This is a genomic window from Nocardia sp. NPDC004568, from assembly GCF_040609955.1.
Lineage (GTDB): Bacteria > Actinomycetota > Actinomycetes > Mycobacteriales > Mycobacteriaceae > Nocardia.
In genome coordinates, this window is record NZ_JBEXLL010000047.1 from 15874 (window position 1) to 36999 (window position 21126).

Consider the following 21126-nt stretch of genomic DNA (forward strand, 5'->3'; position numbering starts at 1 on the left):
CCGCGGCACCAGCCGGTGTCCCGGCGGTCCGAAGAAAGAAAGTAGAACACCTATGTCGCTGTTATCCCACAGCCGCTTCGCGGCCTGGCTACGCCTCGTGGTCGGTCTGTTCGTCGCGGTGGTCGCGCTCGCCGGCTGTAGCTCCGACGCCGAACCCGCCGCCGCGTCCGGGACCCGCCCGGTCCAGACCGAGAAGGGCGTCATCGAGGTTCCCGCGGATCCGCAGCGGGTGGTGGTGCTCAACGGCGCGCTGGCCGGCTACCTCTACGACCTCGACGTTCCGGTGGCCGCGGCGGACCCGCGGGTGCTGGGGGTCAGCGGCCGCAATGCCGATTTCCCGAAGACCTGGGCGGACGCCGCGAAGGAGCAGGGCACCCAGATGGTGCCGGTGGGCCAGGCCGTGAAGGTGGAGTTCGTCGCCTCCCTCCAGCCCGACCTGATCATCGGTGGCGGCCAGGGCTTCCCGGCCAAACAGTCGGTGGACGCCTACGACCAGCTCAGCGCCATCGCGCCGACGGTGCTGCTGCCCGGCAATGTGACCGGCTGGCAGGACCAGCTGAAGCAGATCGCCGATGTGGTCGATCGCGCCGACAAGGTCGGTGACCTGATCGCGGCCTACGACGACAAGGTGAAGCAGGTCTCCGCGGCGATCGAGGTACCCGACCAGCAGGTCGGCTACTTCCAGTCCGCCGCCGACGGGCAGCCCAAGATGATCCTGCCGAATGCCGCGCTGCCGACGCTGCTCGCCGAACTGGGGTTCAAGGCCGACGACCAGGTGCTCGCCAAGGCCGGTAATCCGGAACTGAACCCCTCGGCCGACTGGTTCGGTTTCAGCCCCGAACTGCTGACCGAGGTCGTGGACGCGCCCGTGGTGTTCGTCGTGCCACTCAGCGGCGCCAAGGGAGCGGCCGATCTGGCGAAGGATCCGCTGTACGCGCAGCTGCCGGCGTTCAAGGACAAGAAGGTCTATGAACTGCCGGCCACCAGCTACCGGCCGGACTACCGCGGCGTCATGGACACCCTCGATCTGATCCAGGAGCAGTTCACGTGAAAGCCCCCGCCGGCCTCCTCATCGATATCTCTCCGTTGCGGGAGAGCCGGCGGTTTCGCTGTGCCTTCGGTGCGCGACTGGTCTCCGTTCTCGGTATCGGCCTGCTGATGGTGGCCCTGCCGGTGCAGGTCTACGAGCTCACCGGATCGAGTCTGCACGTCGCCGGGGTATCCACGGCGATGGCGGTCGCGTTGTTCGCGGGCAGTCTCGGCGGCGGTGTGATCGCCGACCGCTACGACCGGCGCACCGTGATCTCGCTGTCCCGCTCGGCGGCGGGCCTGGGCTTCCTCGCGCTGGGCGTGAACGCGCTGCTTCCCGATCCGTTCCTCGCGGTGATCTACGCCGCGGCCGTGGTCGACGGCCTGGCCGGGGGGATCAGCGGTTCGGCGATGATGGCGCTGGTGCCCATGCTGGTGCCCCGGGAGAAGGTCCCGGCCGCCGGTGCGCTGACGACGCTGACCTCCGATCTGGGCACCATGATCACCCCGGCGATCGCCGGCGTGCTCATCGCGCAGATCGGGGTGTCGTTCGCGTTCTTCGCCGCCGCGGCGGCGACCGTGGCGACGGTGTCGCTCATCCGGGCGATCGGGTCCGCGCCGCCGCCGTCCCGCGATACCCGCAATCCGCTGGTGGAACTGGGCCACGGTATCGCCTTCGCGGTACGGCACGGCATTATTCGCGCGGTACTGGTGAGTGGGCTGCTCGCCATGCTGGTCAGCGGACCCCTGGTACTGCTCCCGGCATTCGCCGACCGGGCCCTGGACGCGGGTCCCGCCACCCTGGGCCTGCTCTACGCCGCGCCCGGCGCGGGTGCCGTCCTGGGCTCGCTGACCAGTGGCTGGATCGGCCGCGCCCGGCGCAACGGGCCGGTGCTGCTGGCGTCGCTGGCACTCATGCCGCTGGGTCTGGTCATGGCCGGTATCTGGCCGCAGGTCGCGTGGAGTTTCCTCGGGCTGGCGGCCTTCGGTGTCGCCCGCGCCGTGAACGGCATCCTGCGTTACGCGGTCCTGCAGCAGAACGCGCCCGAGGATATGCGGGGCCGGATGTCGGGGCTGCTCATGGTGCAGTCGGTGGCCGGGACGGCGGTCGGATCCATGGCCGCCGGTGTGATCGGCAATCTGGTCGAACCCGGTACCGCGCTGGTCGTCTACGGCGCGGCGGTGCTGGTGCTGTTCGTCTTCGCGCTGGTGCTGGTGTGGCCGCTGTACGGGCTCACCGCGCCCACGGGCGGGCCACCGCCGCCGGCGCAGATTCCGGTGGGCGGCAATATCGTCGAAGAGAAGGCCGCCGGGACCGTGGTCGAGGAGAAGAAGGACGGAATGTGATGGTGGATCGCGGAGCCTACCGTGAGCGGATCGCCGAGGTACTCGCCGGCACGCACGGCGCGAAGGTCGGTTATCCGATCGGGTTGCGGGAACTGGAGGTGATCCGCACCGTCCCGGTGGGTTCGGGGCTGGTCCGGATCACCTTCGGCGGTCCGGAACTCGACGGTTTCCACAGCTACGTGCCCGATGAGCACGTGCGACTGGTGTTCCCGGATACCGACGGCACCCTGCGGCTGCCGATCCGCGACGGCCTGTCGCTGGATTGGCCCGCGCCCCGGCCGATTTCACGGGAGTACACGGTGCGCCGCTACGACGCCGCGGCCGGGGAACTCGATATCGATTTCGCCGTGCACCCGGGTGGTCTCGCCTCGGACTGGGCGCTGTCCGTGCGACCCGGTGCCCGCATCCACATCGCGGGTCCGCCGGGCGGTGTCGTGGTGCCCACCAGCTACGACAACTATCTGTTCGCCGGTGATATCACCGCACTGCCCGCGATCGCCCGCTGGCTGGAATGGCTGCCGCGTGAGAAGACCGGGTGGGTTTTCGTCGAAGTGGTCGACGAGAACCAGGAGATCGAACTGGCCGCTCCGCCCGGGGTGGAGGTGCGGTGGCTGCACCGCGGCGACGCCCGCGCCGGCACCGGTGACCTGCTGGAGAAGGCGATCCGCACGGTGACCGTGCCGGACGGGCAGAACGTCTACGCGTGGGTCGCCGGGGAAGCCGGCCAGCTGCGGCCGATTCGCAAATGGGTGCGCGGTGAACTCGGTGTGCCCGCGAAGGACTGCCTGATCGCGGGCTATTGGAAGCACGGAGTCGCGGATTTCGACCGCGAGGAATGAGGAGACAGAGATGACGAACGAGCCGACCGCGGTGGCCGATCGCGAACACTTCATCCGCGATGTGGCCGAGTTGCTGGGGGTGGCGCCGGAAGAACTGTCCACCGACACCAATCTGCTGGACGCCGGACTGGATTCGGTGCGCATCATGCAGCTGGTGGAGAAGTGGCGGTCGGAGGGACACGAGACCGTCGACCCGTTGATGCTGGCCGGTGACCCCGTTCTGGAGTCATGGCTGGAGGTGCTGTGCCCGTGACCGGGCGCCGCGGACCGCGCGTTCGGCGCGGTCCGCTGCCTCGGGGGTCACGCGGTGCGGTGCCCCTCGGCGAGCAGCCGGCGCAGATCGCGGCGGCTGGTCTTGCCGACTCCCGTCTCGGGGAATTCGGCGACGGTGACCACCGCGTCGGGCATCTTCCAGGCCGCGATACCGCGTTCCCGGACGAAGGTCCGGACCGTGGTCAGCGTGGGCGGGGCCGCCGGGTCGAGGGGCTGCACGAACGCGCAGATGCGCTGTCCGAGTACGGGGTCGGGGGTGCCGACGATCACCGCGTCCCGGATGCCCGGATGTGCCAGCAGATGGGCCTCGAGCTCTTCGGCCGAGACCTTCTCGCCGCCGCGGTTCACCCAGTCGCCCGCCCGGCCCTTCACGACCAGGTTCCCGTCCGGCCGCAGCGCGACGATATCGCCGGTGCGGTACCAGCCGTCCGCGGTGAAGCCGCGGGCGTTGGCCTCGGGATTGTCGTAGTAGCCGCGGATCGTGTACGGGCCCTGGGTCAGCAGATTTCCGTCGGACCCCGGCGCCACGTCCGCGTCCGCGTCGTCGACGATCCGGATCCGGTCGTATTCCGACATCGGCCGGCCCTGCGTGCCGACCACCACGTCGATCGGATCGTCGAGGCGGGTGTAGCACACCAGCCCCTCGGCCATTCCGAAGACCTGTTGCAAGGTCACCCCCAGCGCCGGGCCGACCCGGCGGGCCAGTTCGTCGGGGCAGCGGGCGCCGCCCACCTGGACCACCCGCAGACTGGCCAGATCGGGCAGCTCGCCGCCCTTTTCGGCCCGTTCGACCCACAGCCGGGCCAGCGGTGGCACCAGTCCGGTGATGGTGACGCCGAAACGTTCGATCGCCGCGAACGCCGTCGACGGGGTCGGGTCGGGGGTCATGGCCACGGTGCCGCCCGCGTAGAGCGCGCCGAGGATTCCGGGCGAACTCATCGGGAAGTTGTGCGCGATCGGCAGTGTCGCCAGGTAGACGGTATCGGGACCCAGTTCGGTGATCTCGGCACTGCGCCGCACGCTGTACAGGTAGTCGTCGTGGGTGCGCGGGATGAGTTTCGGGATACCGGTACTGCCCCCGGACAACTGCAGGAACGCGACATCCCCGGCGTCCGGCTCGGTGAGTTCGCCGGGCTCGTCCCGGTAGTCGGCGAGGTCGGCGGCGCCCTCGGCGAACTCGTGCGCGGGGTCGTCGGTGACCAGCAGTACGTGCCGCAGCGTCCCGACCTCGCGCCGCACCGTATCCGCCAGTGCGGCATGGTCGAATCGCTGATGCCGGTCGCAGGTGACCATCGCGACGGCCCCGCTCGCCGTGGCGATGGGGATCAGTTCGGCCTCCCGGTGCGCGGGCAGGCAGAACACCGGCAGAGCGCCCAGATGGAACAGCGCGAAGATCACTTCGACGAATTCGGCGCGGTTGGGCAGCTGGACCAGGACGCGGTCGCGCGGCCGGATGCCCAGCCGGGCGAATCCGGTGGCCAGCGACCGGGAGCGGTGCGCCAACTCGGCGTAGGTCCAGCGGTTCGCCGCGTCCACGACCGCGATCGCCTCGGGGCCGGTGGCAGCGCGGGAGGTCAGCAGGGATCCGAAAGTTTCTCCGGTCCAGAGCTTTTCGGCGCGGTAATGGTCGATCCGGTCCGGCGGCCACGGTGTGAAACCGGGGAGGGCGGGCGATGACATGGAACACCTCTTTCCGATCAGCGATCTTGTTGCACATCACACCGGAATGCTGGCCTTACGGTGTAACTTCAGGTTAGGCTAACCTAATGGTCACGAAGCAAGGGGGCGAAGGGGTTGTCGTCACCGGAGCCGCGGGGGGAATCGGTGCGGCAATCGCCGCCGAACTCGCCGGCGATTCCGCGAATATCGCCCTGTGGGACCGGGACTCCCGGGTACACGAGGTGGCGGCCCGGCTCGGGCGGGAGTACGAGGGCACCGGCGTGACCGCCACCGAAATCGATACCAGCGACGCCGCCGCGGTGGCCGCGGCATTCGACGACGAGCTCGCCGAGCGCGGCACACCCCGGGTGGTCGTGCACGCCGCGGGCGCGATGATCGGTGGCTCCGCCCTGGACACCTCCCCGGAGGAATGGCAGCGCTGTGTGGCCGTCAATGCCAACGGCGCGGTGTACGTGGCCCAGCGCGCGGCCCGCGAAATGATCGCGGCGGGAACCGGTTCCATCGTGGTCGTCTCGTCGAACTCCGCTACCGTCCCCCGGGTGAACCTCGCCGCCTACGGCGCCGCGAAGGCCGCGGCCACGGCGTTCACCCGCTCGCTCGCGCTCCAGGTGGCCCCGTACGGCGTGCGGGTGAACCTGGTCTCGCCGGGCTCCACCGACACCCCGATGCTGCGCGGAATGTACGCGGACTCCGATGAGAACGGCCTCGGCGAGGCCGGGCGGGTCAGCCTGCTCGACGGTGACCCCGAGAACTACCGGCTGGGCATCCCGTTGCGGCGGATCGCCGAACCCGCCGATATCGCCGCCGCCGTTCGCTTCCTGGTTTCCGATGCCGCGCGCCACATCACCATGCACGACCTGCGGGTCGACGGCGGCGCGACGTTGGATATGTGACACGAGAGGATGATCACCATCAACGCCGAGAACCCCGCGGATCCCGCTTTTGTCCTGTCCCGGCCGCAGCGCACCGTGACCGCGTCTGCCGGCGGGCGTGTCTTCCACAGTCCCGCCGAGGCCGTGGCGCAGCTGCGTGCGCGCCGGGTGAGCCATATCGTCGGCGCGCTACCGTTCACCCCCGGCGCGCCGGCCGCACTGTGGGCACCCGACTCGATCGCGGTGACCGACGGCCCCCGGGCCGCGCGAGCGGTCACCGCGCCCGATATCTCGATCACCGAGCATCTCCCGGAACCGGAGGAGCATCAGCGCCGGGTGGGCGCCGCGGTGCGGCTGCTGGCCGATTCCGCCCAGCCGCTGCGCAAGGTCGTGCTCGCCCGGGCCCTGCGCGCCCGGGCCGATCGGACCGTCCGCGCCGCCGACCTCCTGGATCTCCTGGTCTCCACCGACCCCGCCGGTAACGGCTACCTGGTGGATCTGTCGGCGGCCGGAGGTCTGTTCACCGGCCGTCATCTGGTGGGATCCAGCCCGGAGATCCTGGTGCGGCGGATCGGTTCCGAGGTCACCAGCCATCCGCTCGCGGGTTCGGCCCGGCGGGTACCGGAGGACGCGCTGGCCGACCGGATCGCCGCCGAGACACTGCTCGGTTCGGCGAAGGATCAGCACGAGCACGGTTTCGTGGTGGACCATGTGGCCGGGGTGCTGCGCGATCGGTGCACCGATGTGCGCACGCCCGCCCGCCCGGATCTCACCGAGACACCGGCCATGTGGCATCTGGGCACCACCCTCAGCGCAACCGTTCCGGTGGCCGGGCCGTCGGCGCTGGAACTGGCCGCCGCGCTGCATCCGACCCCGGCCGTCTGCGGTACCCCCACCGCTCCGGCCGCCCGGCTGATCGCCGAACTCGAAGGCGAACGCGGTTTCTACGCCGGCGCGGTCGGCTGGTGTGATGCCGAGGGCAATGGGGAATGGATGGTCAGCATCCGCTGCGCCGAACTCGCCGCCGACCACCGGACTCTGGTGGCCTACGCCGGTGGCGGCATCGTCGCCGAATCCGATCCCGAGGACGAATTGGCCGAGACCACCGGGAAACTGCAGCGGGTTCTCGGACCCCTGGGGGTGGCCGGCCGTCCGGCGGCGGTGCCCTGACCTACAGCTTCGCCACTGCGCCCGGGCCCGCAACCCTCCAGAAGGTCGCGGGTGACAAGAGATGAGGAGTTCTGGACATGGCCATGCAGCCGATCGCACCCTATGCGATGCCGCCGTTGGACGACGAGATCACCAACAGAGTGGCCTGGAGACTTGATCCCGATCGCGCCGCCCTGCTGATCCACGATATGCAGAACTACTTCCTCACCGCTTACCAGCTCGATCGCGATCCCGCCCGGACGATGATCGACAATATCGTCCGGCTCCGTGCCCGGTGCCACGAGCTGGGGATACCGGTGATCTACAGTATGCAACCGGGTGACCAGCACCCCGACCGCCGCGGCCTGCTCGCCGATTTCTGGGGTACCGGTATGGCGGACGGTCCGGATACCGAGGTCATCGCCGAACTGACACCCGGCGAGCAGGACATCCAGGTCACCAAATGGCGCTATTCGGCGTTCCAGCGCACCGATCTGCGCCAACTGCTCGGTTACCGGAACCGGGACCAGCTCATGGTCACCGGCGTGTACGCCCATATGGGGTGCATGCTCAGTGCGGCCGAGGCGTTCATGAACGATATCGCCGCGTTCCTGGCGCACGACGCGGTCGCCGATTTCAGCCGCGAAGAACATCTGATCGCCTCCAAGTACACCGCCCGCCGCTGCGGCATGGTGCTCGGTACCGACGAGATGCTGAACCAGTTGCAACCCTCGGTGGTGTCCTCGGGTGCCTGACCCGAGCCGGCGCAGCCCGGCCGCCCGCCGACCGGCGTGGTCGGCGGTGCCGGGCCCTCAGCGCGCCTCGCCCAATTCGCCGGAGCGGCGCCAGGACTCCCGTTCGGCCGCGAAGGCGGCCGACTGCCGGACGCGGAACGATTCGATCGAGCCGGCTTCCGCGGCGAGGAACCTCCGGTGTTCGGCGAGGCGGAATTCCCCTGGGCCGGTGCGCGGTTCGCCACGTCCGGCGGCGATATCGGCCCGGAGGTCGAGCAATTCCTCCGCGCTGACCGGGTACCAGCGGATCCGGTCGAAGAAGCGCAACAGCCACGGGGTCTCGATATCGGTGCGCCGGTTCCACACCTGGGTGGTGCGGCCGACGAATTGATATCCGCCCGGGCCCTCCATTCCGTAGATGCACAGGTAGGCGCCGCCGATACCGACCGCGTTCTCCGGGGTCCAGGTCCGTGCCGGGTTGTACTTGGTGGTGATCAGCCGGTGCCGGGGGTCGATCGGAGTGGCCAGCGGCGCGCCGAGATAGACGTCCCCGAGTCCCAGCACCAGATATTCGGCGGCGAACACGGTGTCGAAGACATCGCCGACAGTATCGAGCCCGTTCATCCGCCGGATGAACTCGATATTCCACGGGCACCACGGTGCGTCGGCGCGGACGCCGTGCATATAGCGGGTGATCGCTTCCCGGGTCGCGGGATCGTCCCAGGACAGCGGCAGGTCCACGGTACGACTGGGCACGACCAGGTCCTCGGCCGCCGGTAGTCCGGCCTCCACCTCGGCCAGCAGGTCCAGTGCCGCACCGATACGCAGCGTCCGCGGGTCGACCCGGACCTGGAGCGAACGGACGCCGGGGGTGAGCTCGGTGATACCCCGGTCGCCGCGGGCGCGCAGGTGCTCGTGCAGCGCGTGGACGCGGGCGCGTAGTTCGAGATCCAGGGTCATGGCACCGTATTCGACGAGGATGCCGTCGTCGCCCGCGCGGCGGCAGGTCACCGGGGTGCCGTCCGCGGTGTCGCCGTACCGCAGTACTCCGTCGTCGCCGTCGCCTCCGGTGGACAGCACGATCGGCCAGCCCGCCCGGCGCGCGGGGCCCAGTGCGGCCGGTGACGCGGCCCGTTCCGCGCGGACCGGGACGAAACGCACCCGGTCGCCCGGGCACAGCTGGCCGAGCTTCCACAGGTCGGCGGCGGTCACCGTCACCGGGCAGACGAAGCCGCCGAGGCTCGGCCCGTCGGGGCCGAGCAGGATGGGGGTGTCCCCGGTGAAATCGAGCGCGCCCACGCTGTAGGCGGTGTCGTGGATATTCGACGGATGCAGGCCGGCCTCGCCGCCGTCCGGGCGGGCCCAGCGGGGTTTGGGGCCGATGAGCCGGACCCCGGTGCGGTCGGAGTTGAAATGCACTTCGTAGCCGGTGGCCAGCAGCGTATCGATATCCGCGCGGGTGAAGAACTCGGGTGCCCCGTGCGGTCCCTCGGTGACGGCCAGTTCCCAGTCGCCTGTCAGCACGGGTTGCGCGTCGCCGGGTACGGCAGCGGCCGGTGGGCCCGGCGCGGGGCCGATCGGGAGGACGTCGGCGGCGGCGAGCGCGCGCCCGGCCACGCCGCCGAAGCGGCCCAAGGTGAATGTGGCGGTACTGCCGAGGTACGCGGGGAGCGCCAACCCGCCGGACACCAGGATGTAGCTGCGCATCCCCGGACCGCGGATCGTGCCGATATCGAGGATTTCCCCGGCGGGCACCAGGACCGGCCGCCACAGGGGGATCGGCCGCCCGGCCAGCGTCACCGTGACGGGCGCGCCGGTGACGCACACCCAAGCCGCCTCGGCGAATCGCAAGGCGGGACCGGCCATGGTGCATTCCAGCCCGGCCGCGCCCTCGGGGTTGCCCAGGGCGCGGTTGCCCAGCCGGAAGGACAGATCGTCCATGGGGCCCGACGGCGGTACACCGACGTGCCAGTAGCCGGTCCGGCCGGGCCAGTCCTGCACGGTGGTGAGCAGACCCGGGCGTTCGACCACGGCGTGGCGGGTGGTGGCGACCGTGGCGGGTGGCGAGGCGAGCGTCACCGGGGCGGTCACCGGGTCACCACCATGCGGACGGGGGTGGGGTCGAAGCCGTTGCAGGGATTGTTGATCTGCGGGCAGTTGGATACCAGCACCAGCGTGTCGATCTCGGCACACAGTGACACCGTCTTGCCCGGCGCGGACCGGCCGTCGACGATCCCGAGGGTGCCGTCGGGTTCCACCGGAACATTCATGAACCAGTTGATGTTGGACACCAGGTCCGGTTTGCCCATACCCCATTTCGCCGCCTCGGCCAGGAAATTCTCCACACAGGCGTGCTGGTGGCGAGTGTGGTGGCCGTAGCGCAGCGTATTGGACTCCCGCGAGCACGCGCCGGCGATGGTGTCGTGGTTGCCGACCTCGTCGGCGAGCACGGTCATCAGTGCCGTGCCCGCGTCGGTGCGCAGCACACTGCCGGTGGTGAGGAAGATATTGCGCTGCGCGGTGATCGTGGCCTGGGCGCTGTAGCGGTCGGTGTGGTCGGCCGCGGCGTACAACAGGCAGTCGACGGCCTGGTTGCCGTGCAGATCGATGATGTCGAGCCGGTGTCCCGCCCGCACGACCGCCGACCACGGCGCACACGCGGGGACCACCTCGTCGAGCACGACGGTCGCTGCCGGGGTCACGGTGTTCATATCCACTCCTGTCGGGTGCGGGCGGCCGACCAGGCCTGTTCGGTGTTCTGGACGGCGCGCAGGTATTCCGGATCGCTGTTCGCGGCGGCCGCGGCCGCGCGGTCGCCCGGCCAGGCGACCAGATCGAGGTCGGTGACCGGGGCGTCGCCGAGGGGGTGTGGGGCGGCGGCCACCAGGACGGTCACCGGGAGGTGGACGATCAGGTCGATGTAGGTCCCGGCGCCGGCCGAGCCGGTCGGGGTGAGAGAGCCGTCGCCGCCCACCCGTACCCCGCGGAAGAGCGAGAGCGTGGGGCCGATATCGCGCGGTGCCAGGCCGTGTTTCGCGGCCGCGCGTTCGAGCAGCAACCGGCCCTCACGGGTGGGTCCGCAGAGCGCGTCGTGCCGGCCCGAGGTGTCGGCGACCACGGTGGCCAGCAGCCGGCCCTGGTCGGAGAGCAGCGGATGCCCCACGCCGAGGTAGGCCTGCCACGGCACCTTCACGGTGTCGGCGATATTGAGGCGTTCCCACGGTGCGTCCGCGCGCAGCAGGAAAAGGTGGGCGCAGGCCGCGCCGTGCGGGTCGGCGAGCCGCAGCCGGGTGCCGCGCCCGAGCACGGTGCTCGTGTAGCCGCCGGGCGGTAGCCGGACGGTCCAGGTGGTCGCGTCGAGCGGGACGCCCTCGGGCAGTTCGGGTGTGGCCGCGGTCGCCGATGCCTGGGCGCGGGCGTGCGCGCGGGCGCCGGTCGTCGAGGCGGTGGTGGGTGTCATGGTCTTTCCTTGCTCGTCCGAGCCGGTGGGTGGGCCGGCGGGAGTGACCGCTCGGGCAGCCGAGCCGGTGCGCGGCGACGGGTCAGCCGTGCTGGACGACGGGTTCCGGTGCGGGCAGCGGGCGGATGTGCTGCGGGCTCACGGCCTTGTCCGCGGGTCGGCGCAGCCGCTGTACGGCGAGGGTGCCGAGGAAGGCCAGCAGTGAGGCGAGGAATCCCAAGAAGGTGGGCCAGCCGTCGAAACCCGGTCCGATCAGCGAATTGTCGATGTGGAGAACGGTGTTCGGTACCCCGTACATGGTGGGGGTGAGAACGAACAGGACCAGCCGGACACCGAGTCCGGCGACCATGGCCGCGACCGCGGCGGCGGTGGTGATCCGGGAGGTGAGGTGCGCCGCGACGAACGGGACGATCAGCGCGGCCAGCATGAGGTCGAACGCCAGGGTCAGCAGGATGCCGGTCTGCGGTACCTGTACCGCGAAGAAGATCGCCACCGCGACGACCGGGATCATGGTGAGGCGCACGTCCCGCAGCAGGGTGTCGCGTCCGGCGGCGTCGGTCCGGTCGGTGCGCCCGGCGATATTCCGGGTCGCCACCGAGGCGGTGCCCAGGATGGCGCCGTTGGCGGTGGAACACGACGCCGCCACGATCGCCGACAGCACCAGGATCGCCAGTCCCACCGGGGCGTGTTCGTCCAGCAGGGCCAGCAGCCGCGGACCCGATCCGTCACCGACGAGATCGGTGGTGGCCAGGGCGACCAGCGCGTAGGGGATCCCGACCACGGCGGTTCCGACCGCGCCCACGAAGCAGGCCCGGCGGGCGATCTCGGGGGAGCGGGCGGAGAAGATGCGCTGCATGAAATCGATGGCGACGATATCGCCGATACCGAGGGCGATCAGTGTCGCCCAGTTCACCACGGCCCCTTCGGAACTGTTGCCGAGCTGGCCGAGATCGAACGGTCCCATGCCCTCGGGAATACTGATCCCGTAGGTGGATCCCACCCAGATGAGCAGGGCGAGTGACCCGATCACGGTGATCACCATCTGGGCGAGGGCGGTGTAGGCATCGCTGAACATGCCGCCGGTGACGGTGTAGGTCAGCACGATCGCCACGATGAGCAGGACCCCGGCTGTGTAGGGGATACCGAGGAAGCGTTCGAACAGGAAGCCGCCGGCGACGAGATTGCCCGCCAGCAGGATGCAGAAGCTGAAGATCATCAGGATGGAGGCGCTGAACTCGACCCCGCGGCCGTATTTGATCCGGTAGAAGTCCGGCAGGGTCAGCAGGCCCATCCGGTTCATCGGCTTGGCGAAGAAGAGCCCGGTGAGCAGCAGGCACAGGCCGAGGCCCAGCGGCAGCGACGCACCGGCCCAGAAGCCGACCGATCCGGCCAGATCGGTATTGCCGAGGGTGGCGTTGGAGTCGACCGCCTGGCCCATCAGGCCCGCCGCGACCAGCGGTAGGCCCAGTGATCGGCCGGCGACCAGGAAGTTGACGCTGTCACCGTCGACCTTGCGGGCGACCAGCAGGCCGATGCCGATTACCGCGAGCACACTGATCGCGATTCCGAGAATGATCATGGCCGGGAGCCCTTCGTCCGACACGAATATCTATCGGTTGAAAGGTTCCTCGACTCCCGCGTCCTGGTGGTGACGGCGATGTATCCGTCTCGCGGCCTGGCGTAACGTCTGCGTTGCCGATATTTCTGTCGAATGACAGAAATCTCTCCGCGGTGCCGACCCGCTGGTCGGCGACAATGGAGCCATGACCCAACTCGGTCCGGGCCGCCCGCGCCTTGCGCCGCGCCGCCGCCAGGGGCACACGCCGCGCGCGGAAATCCTCGACGCCGCCGCCGAACTGTTCACCACCCAGGGCTACGGAAGTACCTCGACACGGGCCATCGCCGAGGCGGTCGGCATCCGTCAAGCTTCGCTGTACCACCACTTCGCGGCCAAGGACGACATCCTCGACGCGCTGCTCGGTGAAACCATCGCGGCGGCGGCCGATCTGGCCGAACGCCTGGAGTCGCGACCGGAGCCGGCCGCGGTCGCGCTGTACACCCTGGCCCGCTTCGATATCGGCCAGCTGTGCGACGCGCGCTGGAATATCGGTGCGCTGTACTTTCTGCCGGAGTTGGGCGGGGATCGGTTCGCGCGCTTCCGGTCACGTCGCGACACTCTGCGCACGAGCTATGAATCGCTGGCCGCGCGGGTGGTGGCCGGGCTCGGTACGAGCGGGGTGGCCGAAGCGCGGACGCTGCCGTTCCGGCTGGTGGAGACGGTGATCGATATCCGCTCGGACGCCGGTGCGGTGCCCGAGGATATGCGGCGGGCGATCGCCGACGCGGTGCTGCGGGTGCTCGGCTGGGCCGAGGACCCCGCCGAGGTCCGGGCGGCGGCCGGGTCGCTGGCTCGGGAGCTACGGGTGTGAGGCGGCGCCCACCGGCCCTTTACACGACCACAAACTAGAACGTGTTGTAATTCTGGGGCAGGGGTCCGCGTGAGAGGAGCCGATGGGCGTGTTCGCGTTCTTCACCAGGGAGGGTGAGCAGTACCTGCCCACCCCCATAGCCATGTCCAGCTGGAGCCCGACCCAGGTGAGCGGGCCGGCGATCTGCGGGCTGCTGGCGCGCGAACTGGAAACGCGCTCCCCGGGCGAGGACTTCGTTCCCGCCCGGGTGACCGTGGACCTGTTCCGTCCGGTGGTCGACGAACCGGCCGTGGTGCGCAGTGTCGTGGTCCGCGAGGGCAAACGCATCTGCGTCGCGGACGCCGAACTGCGGCAACGGGGCGAGGTGCGGTCGCGGGCGACTGTGGTGTATCTGCGCACCGGCGAGGTGCCCGCCGGCGAACTGTGGCAGCCGTCGCACGACTTCCCGGTCCCCGAGACCCCCGACACCTCGGAAGCGGGCGCGCACCCACTGTTCAAGAGCGGTGACGGCGCCTGGACCCGCGATTTCGCGGCCACGCAGAACGCCGAACGCAAGGCGATCTGGCAGAACATGCTGCCGGTGGTCGCGGGCGAACCGGTGACGCCGTTGCAGCGGGCGGGTATGGCCGGGGACGCCGCGAGTCTCATGTGCAATTGGGGCACCGCCGGGATCGGCTATATCAACTCCGACGTCACACTGACGCTTGCCCGGGTGCCGTCCGGGCCGGGTATCGGGGTGCTGGCGCAGGATCAGGTCGCCTACGCGGGGGTCGCCGTCGGCACCACCACCCTCTACGACCGGAGTGGACCACTGGGCACGGCCGTGGTGACCGCGTTGTCCAATGTGCGCCGTCAGGTCGATATGCGGCGTTACTGATTGGGCGCGGCGCGGCTACGATCGCGGTTCGGTACGCGAGGGCCGCGGCCAGGGCCGTGCCTCACTGGCCTCGAGATCGGTGTTGAATCGCTCCAGATAGGCGGCGAAGGTCTGGACGTCCTCGCTGCTCCAGCCGCGCAGGAGCCGGTCGAGGGCATTGATGTTGTAGTCGCGGTCGGCCAGGACGCGGCGTTCGCCCTCTTCGGTGATCCGGAACTTGCGTGCCAGGCCGCCCTCGGGATCGGGAATGCGCTCAGCCAGGCCGGCCTTCAGCATGGCCGCGGTCTGCCGGTGCACGGTCGAGGTGTCCAGGCCGAAGGCTTCGCTGAGTTCGCCGATGGACATCGGACCTTCGATCCGCAACCGGCGCAACACCAGGTAGGCACTGCGCTCGAGGTGATCCGGGCGGCGCAGATGGGCATTGAGGCTGTGCCGGCCCAGGAGCATGGTCTCGAATTCGATCAGATGCGTGGGTTTGTCCATGGCGGGTGTCCTGCTCGTACTGGGATGCCGTGGCGGCGCGGCGGGCGTCCTGCCGGTCGTGGTGACCACGCGGCCGGAAGCAGCTTGTATCCTACACATTGTATGTAGGGTGCAATTTCTGTGTGCGGCGCACCGATCGCGGTCAGCCTGCGGCCGCGGCCCGCCGGGATCGGCGTTCGACGAAGAATCGCGCGGCGCGGGCCACCGCGTCCAGCACCGGTTCGGGTTTCCAGCCGAGCTCCCGTTCGGCCTTACCGTGGTCCAGCCGGGACATGACGTGCATCAGATTCACCGAGGTCACCGTGAACCGGCTGTCCCGGCCGCGTACCCGGGCCGCGGTCGAGGCGATGGCGGCGGCCGGGTACAGCAGGGCCAGCGGGAGGGCTGCCCGGGGTGGTTCGCGCCCCACCGCACGGGCGGCGGCGGTGAGGAGTTCGGTGTTGGTGAGAAAGCGGTCGGAGACGATATAGCGTTCGCCGGGCCGTCCGGCGGTGCCCGCCAGGATCAGCGCCCGGGCCGCGTCCTCGACCCCCACCGATTCCGACCCGGTGCCCGCGAAGCGGAACGGGAGTCTGCCGAGGGCGGCGGCGGCCACGAACGAACCGTGCGGTGTCGGCTGCCAGTCGCCGGGACCATAGGTGTTCGCGACGCACATCGCCACCGCGGGCAACCCGCGTTCGGTCGCGTAGCGCAGCACCAGGTCTTCCGCCTCGACCCGGGAACGGACATACGGTCCGCCGAGGCGGGGCCAGTCGAACGCGACGGTTTCGTCGGCGACACCACCCGGCCGGCGTCCGATGGTGGCGGCGGAACTGGTGAAGACGAACCGCCGCGGTCCGGCGGCGCGGGCCGCGTCGAGCACATGGCGCAGGCCGGCGATATTGGTCCGGAAGAGGGGTTCGGGATCGCGCAGCCAGGCCCGGGTGTCCACCGCGCAGTGATAGATCTCGTCGCAGCCGCGCATGGCCGTGCGCAGCGCGCGATCGTCGAACAGGTCGCCGTAGTGGATCTCCAGCGGCAGATCCGCGAGGGCACGGAGATCGCTGGTACGGCGGACCAGCACGCGGACGGGGGACCCGGTCGCCGCCAGCCGGCGGGTCACGTGCGAGCCGAGGAATCCAGAGGCTCCCACCACCAGTTTCGTGGGGTCGGCCATGCCGGTGCGCCTCCTGATCGATTCGTCGGTCCGCGTACGAGTGTGGCAGGGCGCGCCGCACGCTGTGCCCGTGTTCGACGCAGCGTTCGAATCGGGGGCGAGTACGGTTTTTTCCGGAACATCCGGTTCGGCGGCGTGGTCGCGGTGCGCGGAGTGGCCGGGTAACGGCTGGTCCGCGTGGTCCCGCGACCTCGGTGCCGGACGCACGTGCGATCTGGAAGGACTCGTCCATGGCGATCGACACCGGCGGGAAATCCGCGACGCGTAACAGCGGCGTGCCGGACGCGACCAGACACAGACCGGTGGGCCGCGGGCTCGACTGGCTGGTCTTCGGCATCACCTCGGTCGGGTCCGTGGCCTTCGTGCTCTGGGGCATCTTCGACCAGGACAGTCTGGCCACCTTCGCGTCGAACGCCCAGTCCTGGGTGATCACCAATACCGGCTGGCTGTTCGTCCTGGTCGCGACGTCCTTCGTGGTCTACGTGATCTGGCTGGCGCTGAGCCGCTACGGCAAGATCCCGCTCGGCGCCGACGACGAACAACCGGAATTCCGGACGGTCTCCTGGATCGCCATGATGTTCAGCGCCGGGATGGGAATCGGCCTGATGTTCTGGGGTGTCGCCGAGCCGCTGACCCATTTCACCTCCCCGCCGCCGGGGACGGCCGAAGCCGGTAGCCCGCAGGCCGCGGAGGTCGCGATGGCGACCACGCTGTTCCACTGGACACTGCACCCGTGGGCCATCTACGCGGTCGCCGGTCTGGCCATCGCCTACGGCACGTTCCGGCGCGGCCGGTCCCAGCTGTTCTCCTCGGTGTTCCGGCCGCTGCTCGGCCGGCACGCGGAGGGGCTGGGTGGTAAGGCGATCGATGTGATGGCCATTTTCGCCACCCTGTTCGGGTCGGCGGCCTCGCTCGGCCTGGGTGCGTTGCAGATCGGGGCCGGGTTCGAGTTCAACGGCTGGGTGGACGCCGTCGGCAAGGTCGGCCTGGTGGCGGTGATCACCGGGCTCACCGTCGCGTTCGTCCTGTCCGCGGTCTCCGGTGTCGCCCGCGGTATCCAGTGGCTGTCGAATATCAATATGGTGCTCGCGGTGATCCTGGCGGCTTTCGTCTTCATCGCCGGTCCCACCCTGTTCATGTTGAACTTCCTGCCCACCGCGGTCGGCGACTACATCGCCGAACTGCCGACCATGGCCTCGCGTACCGGCATAGCCGGTGGCGAGGAAATGGAGACGTGGCTGTCGAGCTGGACCATCTTCTACTGGGCGTGGTGGATCTCCTGGACCCCCTTCGTCGGGATGTTCATCGCGCGGATCAGCCGGGGCCGCACCATCCGGCAGTTCGTCGCCGGTGTCCTGCTGGTGCCCAGCCTGGTGAGCCTGGTCTGGTTCGCGATCTTCGGCGGCGCGGCCATCCGCCAGCAGACCGACACCCACGACCTCACCGAGGCCGACGGCAGCGTGAACCCCGACTTCGCGCTTTTCCACCTGCTCGGGGAGTATCCGCTCACCTCGATCACCACCGTGCTGGTGATGATCCTGGTGGGTATCTTCTTCGTCTCCGGTGCCGACGCCGCCTCGATCGTCATGGGCACGCTGTCGGAGCGGGGCAGCATCGAACCGTCCCGGCTCACCGTGATCTTCTGGGGTACCGCCACCGGTGCGGTCGCCGCGATCATGCTGGTGATCGCCGATTCGAGCGATCTCGGTGGCGCGTTGACCGGTTTGCAGGCGCTCACCACCGTGGTGTCGCTGCCGTTCATGGTGGTGATGGTGCTGATGTGCGTCTCGCTCTACCGCGATGTCCGCAGCGATCCGCTCATCGTCCGGGCGAACCTGGGCGTCGAACTGGTCGAGGGTGCGGTGTTGCAGGGGGTGGCCAGACACGAGGGCGAGTTCGAGCTCGTCACCTCACCCATCGAGGTCGTGGACGGGAGACCGGTGGTGGAGCGCGACCGGTGACCCGAGGGCGCCGGCCCGGTCCGCGTGGCGGATCGGGTTCAGCGCAGGTGTCCGCGGAAATCCAGGCAGGCCCGGCCGGGCGTGTGGGCGCGGGGTGCGCTGTTCTGGGTCGCCTCGATGTAGATGCTCAGGCCGGTGCTGAGCTTGCCGGCCAGGGCCTCGAGTTGATCGGGGGAGAGGGACTCGCCGAAAGCCGCCGCGGCGAGAAGTCGTTCCCGTACCTGTTCGAGATTGAGCCGGGCGAACGGGATGGGGGCGAGTTCGGGCATGCGGGTAACCGTACCCGAGTTCGAACATATTTTCGATAGCTGTGGCGAGCTACGGCATGGGCCGCCGCTCCATGGATTCTCGGCCCCGGCAACGCCTGTGCCGGGCTCGCGCGCCGGGCCGTGCGGACCGGCTCGCCGGCCCGGTCACGGCCGGTCGTCGGTCTCCCGATCGGGCGCGGCCCGGAGTTCGGTGAACGCGCCACCACGCGCGGCGAGCGCTGTCGCCGCCGCGGCACGGTCGGGAAGTCGTGGGTCGGGTGGGGTGCGCAGCAGCGTCAGCTGGTGATAGATCGGCGCGGTGGCCGCGATCAGGACGGCTCGCGCGTCGACGCCGGGACCCAGCTCGCCACGGCGCACTGCTCGTTCGACCACGATCTCGGACTGGGCGTAGCGGTTCTCCCACAACTGCCGCAGGGCGCGGGCGGCCTCCTCGGAACGGAAGGACACCGCGATCAGCGCTGCCGCGATCGACGGTTCCTCGGTGAGGGAGTCCTGGATCTCGCGGTTGAGGGCGGCCAGATCGCCCTGGAGCGAACCGGTGTCGCGGGGGTGCCAATCGATATCGGCGGCCGCGGCGAAGACGTCGGTGAGCAGGCCGCCGACGTCGCGCCAGCGGCGGTAGACGGTGGTGCGGTGGACCCCCGCACGGGCGGCGACGGTGTCCACGGTGAGCGCGTCGTAACCGCGCTCGGTCAGTTCCGCGTGCACGGCGTCCAGGACCTGGGCGCGGATGCGGGCGGTCCGCCCGCCCGGGCGCGCTGCCGGGCGCGAGGCCTCCTCGGCCGGGGGTGGGGAAGTCATATCGATCATCCGGTTGCTCGTGGGGACGTGCTGTGGCACCATGCTAATGCAACAGTCGTCGCACTAGTGAGGTAGCCGATGCTCATTCGAAGCATTCACCCCGTCCTGCGGTCCCCCGGGGCCGCGTCGTACTCGAATGCTTCGGAGAGTCTCTATGCCCACGCAGATCACCGCGCTCGCGGTTACCAAGTCCTTCCACGTCCGGCGCGTTCTCGATGAGGTGACGTGCTCGCTCCCCGCGGGCGAACGCACCGGAATCATCGGGGAGAACGGATCGGGTAAGTCCACCCTGCTGCGCCTGCTCGCCGGGCGCGAGCGGCCCGACGCCGGTGAGATCGTCGTCCGGGCCGACGGCGGTATCGGCTATCTCGCCCAGGACGAGCAGCTGCCGCCGGATACGACGGTGCAGCGGGTCATCGACCGGGCCCTGCGCGAGCTGCGCGTTATCGAGGGCCGCATGCGTGCCCTGGAGGCCGCCATGGCGGCCGGCGACGAGTCCGGATTCGCCGAATACGGGGAACTGACGACCGTGTTCGAACTGCGCGGCGGCTACGACGCCGATGCCCGGGTAGAGCGTGCCCTGCACGGTCTCGGCCTGGGTCTGGTGGCCCGCGACCGCCGGGTCGGCGGACTCTCCGGCGGTGAACAGGTCCGGTTGCGCCTGGCGGCGGTCCTGGCGGCCGGGTCGGAGGTGCTGCTGCTGGACGAGCCCACCAATCATCTCGACGACGATGCCTTGACCTGGTTGGAGGAGCACCTGCGTACCCGCCGGGGCACGACGGTGACGGTCTCCCACGACCGGGTCTTCCTGGAGCGGGTCGCGACCACTCTGCTGGAGGTCGACGCGGACCGGCGGCAGGTGGTCCGATACGGCAACGGCTATACGGGTTTCCGTGCCGAGAAGGCCGCGGCGCGGCAGCGGTGGGTCCAGGCCCACGAGCAATGGCAGGCCGATATCGACCGGCTCCGGGAAACCGCCGCCACCACGGCCCGCCGGGTCGCTCCGGGCCGGGCGATGAAGGACAACAACAAGATGGCCTACGACCGGGCGGGTGGCCGGGTGCAGCAGTCGCTGGCCGGGCGGGTCCGCAATGCCGAGGAACGACTGCGCCGCCTGCTCGCCGACCCGGTGCCGCGGCCACCGCAGCCGTTGCGCTTCACCCCCGCGTTGCGGTCCGGCGGTGTGCACGGCACCGTGCTCGACGCCACCGGGATCGCGGTCGCCGGCCGGCTGGACCCGACGAGTCTCACCCTCGCCGCCGGTGATCGCCTGCTGATCACCGGTCCGAACGGCGCGGGCAAGTCCACGCTGTTGCGGGTGCTGGCCGGGACTCTCGAGCCGGACGCCGGCACCGTCGTTCGGCGCGGCCGGATCGGCTGTCTCGCGCAGGAACCGCCGCCCGCCGAACCGGGGGACACCCTGCCGGCGGCCTTCGCCCGTGGCCGCGCGGGTGACATCGAAGAGCACACCGAACGACTCCTGGCGCTGGGCCTGTTCGACCGCACGCAGCTCACGACCCGCGTCGCGGAGATGTCCACCGGGCAGCGGCAGCGGCTGGCCCTGGCGCGGCTGGTCGTGGAACCGTTCGATGTGCTGCTGCTCGACGAGCCCACCAATCACCTCTCACCCGGGCTGGTCGAGGAACTGGACACCGCGCTGGCCGAATACCGGGGCGCGCTGGTCATCGTCAGCCACGACCGCCGGCTGCGCGCGGGCTGGCACGGTGACCGCCTGGCATTGCGTGCGACGGTTCCCGTCTGACCCGC

At 70.0% G+C, this 21126-nt stretch carries 20 protein-coding genes; 11 read left to right on the top strand and 9 right to left on the bottom strand.

Going from position 1 to position 21126, the window contains the following annotated elements; all coding sequences use genetic code 11:
• Positions 1–52: 52 nt before the first annotated feature.
• Genes ABZV91_RS20710 through ABZV91_RS20725 form a run of 4 tightly spaced genes read left to right on the top strand, consistent with a single transcriptional unit; the run spans position 53 to position 3468 of the window.
• Positions 53–1051 (top strand): ABC transporter substrate-binding protein, encoded by a 999-nt coding sequence (locus ABZV91_RS20710; protein ID WP_355243999.1) that lies wholly within the window; start codon positions 53–55, stop codon positions 1049–1051.
• Positions 1048–2376 (top strand): enterobactin transporter EntS, encoded by a 1329-nt coding sequence (gene entS / locus ABZV91_RS20715; protein WP_355244001.1) that lies wholly within the window; start codon positions 1048–1050, stop codon positions 2374–2376. Before ABZV91_RS20710 ends, entS begins: the two co-directional genes overlap by 4 nt.
• Before the next feature lie 2 nt (positions 2377–2378).
• Complete coding sequence (locus ABZV91_RS20720) at positions 2379–3215, top strand: siderophore-interacting protein (RefSeq protein WP_355244083.1); 837 nt, start codon at positions 2379–2381, stop codon at positions 3213–3215.
• A 10-nt stretch (positions 3216–3225) separates the two neighbouring features.
• Positions 3226–3468, top strand: a complete 243-nt coding sequence (locus ABZV91_RS20725) for a phosphopantetheine-binding protein (RefSeq protein ID WP_355244004.1) — start codon at positions 3226–3228, stop codon at positions 3466–3468.
• A gap of 47 nt (positions 3469–3515) precedes the next feature.
• On the opposite strand, the gene ABZV91_RS20730 is transcribed toward ABZV91_RS20725, so the two are convergent.
• Positions 3516–5168, bottom strand: coding sequence for an AMP-binding protein (locus ABZV91_RS20730; protein WP_355244007.1), 1653 nt, complete (start codon positions 5166–5168; stop codon positions 3516–3518).
• 86 nt (positions 5169–5254) lie between these two features.
• Between ABZV91_RS20730 and ABZV91_RS20735 the strand changes: the two genes are divergently transcribed.
• The 3 genes from ABZV91_RS20735 to ABZV91_RS20745 all read left to right on the top strand — a co-directional run bounded on the left by ABZV91_RS20735 (position 5255) and on the right by ABZV91_RS20745 (position 7944).
• Positions 5255–6061: an SDR family oxidoreductase gene (locus ABZV91_RS20735; protein WP_355244010.1), complete on the top strand. Its 807-nt coding sequence runs from the start codon at positions 5255–5257 to the stop codon at positions 6059–6061.
• Positions 6062–6070: 9 nt separating this feature from the next.
• Positions 6071–7210: an isochorismate synthase gene (locus ABZV91_RS20740; RefSeq protein ID WP_355244013.1), complete on the top strand. Its 1140-nt coding sequence runs from the start codon at positions 6071–6073 to the stop codon at positions 7208–7210.
• A gap of 77 nt (positions 7211–7287) precedes the next feature.
• A complete protein-coding gene (locus ABZV91_RS20745) occupies positions 7288–7944 on the top strand; it encodes an isochorismatase family protein (protein ID WP_355244016.1) in 657 nt (218 codons plus the stop codon).
• Between the two features lie 57 nt (positions 7945–8001).
• Here ABZV91_RS20745 and ABZV91_RS20750 read toward each other — a convergent pair whose 3' ends face one another.
• The 4 genes from ABZV91_RS20750 to ABZV91_RS20765 all read right to left on the bottom strand — a co-directional run bounded on the left by ABZV91_RS20750 (position 8002) and on the right by ABZV91_RS20765 (position 12962).
• Entirely contained in the window at positions 8002–10002 is a 2001-nt protein-coding gene (locus ABZV91_RS20750; protein WP_355244086.1) for a 5-oxoprolinase/urea amidolyase family protein, read from the bottom strand.
• A gap of 8 nt (positions 10003–10010) precedes the next feature.
• A complete protein-coding gene (locus ABZV91_RS20755; protein WP_355244019.1) occupies positions 10011–10634 on the bottom strand; it encodes an urea amidolyase associated protein UAAP2 in 624 nt (207 codons plus the stop codon).
• Positions 10631–11383 carry a DUF1989 domain-containing protein gene (locus ABZV91_RS20760; RefSeq protein ID WP_355244022.1) on the bottom strand — a complete coding sequence of 251 codons (753 nt, stop codon included), beginning with the start codon at positions 11381–11383 and terminating at the stop codon, positions 10631–10633. Before ABZV91_RS20760 ends, ABZV91_RS20755 begins: the two co-directional genes overlap by 4 nt.
• Positions 11384–11465: 82 nt before the next feature.
• Positions 11466–12962, bottom strand: coding sequence for a sodium:solute symporter family protein (locus ABZV91_RS20765; protein WP_355244025.1), 1497 nt, complete (start codon positions 12960–12962; stop codon positions 11466–11468).
• Between the two features lie 184 nt (positions 12963–13146).
• Here ABZV91_RS20765 and ABZV91_RS20770 point away from each other — a divergent pair, with 184 nt between their 5' ends.
• Positions 13147–13812 carry a helix-turn-helix domain-containing protein gene (locus ABZV91_RS20770; RefSeq protein WP_355244028.1) on the top strand — a complete coding sequence of 222 codons (666 nt, stop codon included), beginning with the start codon at positions 13147–13149 and terminating at the stop codon, positions 13810–13812.
• An 82-nt stretch (positions 13813–13894) separates the two neighbouring features.
• Positions 13895–14689, top strand: coding sequence for an acyl-CoA thioesterase domain-containing protein (locus ABZV91_RS20775; RefSeq protein ID WP_355244031.1), 795 nt, complete (start codon positions 13895–13897; stop codon positions 14687–14689).
• A gap of 15 nt (positions 14690–14704) precedes the next feature.
• Here ABZV91_RS20775 and ABZV91_RS20780 read toward each other — a convergent pair whose 3' ends face one another.
• Both ABZV91_RS20780 and ABZV91_RS20785 read right to left on the bottom strand, forming a co-directional pair.
• Positions 14705–15172 (bottom strand): MarR family transcriptional regulator, encoded by a 468-nt coding sequence (locus ABZV91_RS20780; RefSeq protein WP_355244034.1) that lies wholly within the window; start codon positions 15170–15172, stop codon positions 14705–14707.
• Between the two features lie 142 nt (positions 15173–15314).
• The gene (locus ABZV91_RS20785; protein ID WP_355244037.1) at positions 15315–16328 is read right to left on the bottom strand and encodes an NAD-dependent epimerase/dehydratase family protein; all 1014 of its coding nucleotides are present in this window, start codon (positions 16326–16328) and stop codon (positions 15315–15317) included.
• Positions 16329–16558: 230 nt separating this feature from the next.
• Between ABZV91_RS20785 and ABZV91_RS20790 the strand changes: the two genes are divergently transcribed.
• Complete coding sequence (locus ABZV91_RS20790) at positions 16559–18289, top strand: BCCT family transporter (RefSeq protein ID WP_355244040.1); 1731 nt, start codon at positions 16559–16561, stop codon at positions 18287–18289.
• A gap of 38 nt (positions 18290–18327) precedes the next feature.
• On the opposite strand, the gene ABZV91_RS20795 is transcribed toward ABZV91_RS20790, so the two are convergent.
• Together ABZV91_RS20795 and ABZV91_RS20800 are read right to left on the bottom strand one after the other, a co-directional pair.
• Positions 18328–18558, bottom strand: coding sequence for a DUF6374 family protein (locus ABZV91_RS20795; RefSeq protein ID WP_355244043.1), 231 nt, complete (start codon positions 18556–18558; stop codon positions 18328–18330).
• Positions 18559–18702: 144 nt separating this feature from the next.
• Positions 18703–19359 carry a TetR/AcrR family transcriptional regulator gene (locus ABZV91_RS20800; RefSeq protein ID WP_355244045.1) on the bottom strand — a complete coding sequence of 219 codons (657 nt, stop codon included), beginning with the start codon at positions 19357–19359 and terminating at the stop codon, positions 18703–18705.
• Between the two features lie 154 nt (positions 19360–19513).
• On the opposite strand from ABZV91_RS20800, the gene abc-f reads away from it, so the two are divergent.
• The gene (abc-f, locus tag ABZV91_RS20805) at positions 19514–21121 is read left to right on the top strand and encodes a ribosomal protection-like ABC-F family protein (protein ID WP_355244048.1); all 1608 of its coding nucleotides are present in this window, start codon (positions 19514–19516) and stop codon (positions 21119–21121) included.
• The last annotated feature ends 5 nt before the right edge of the window (positions 21122–21126 follow it).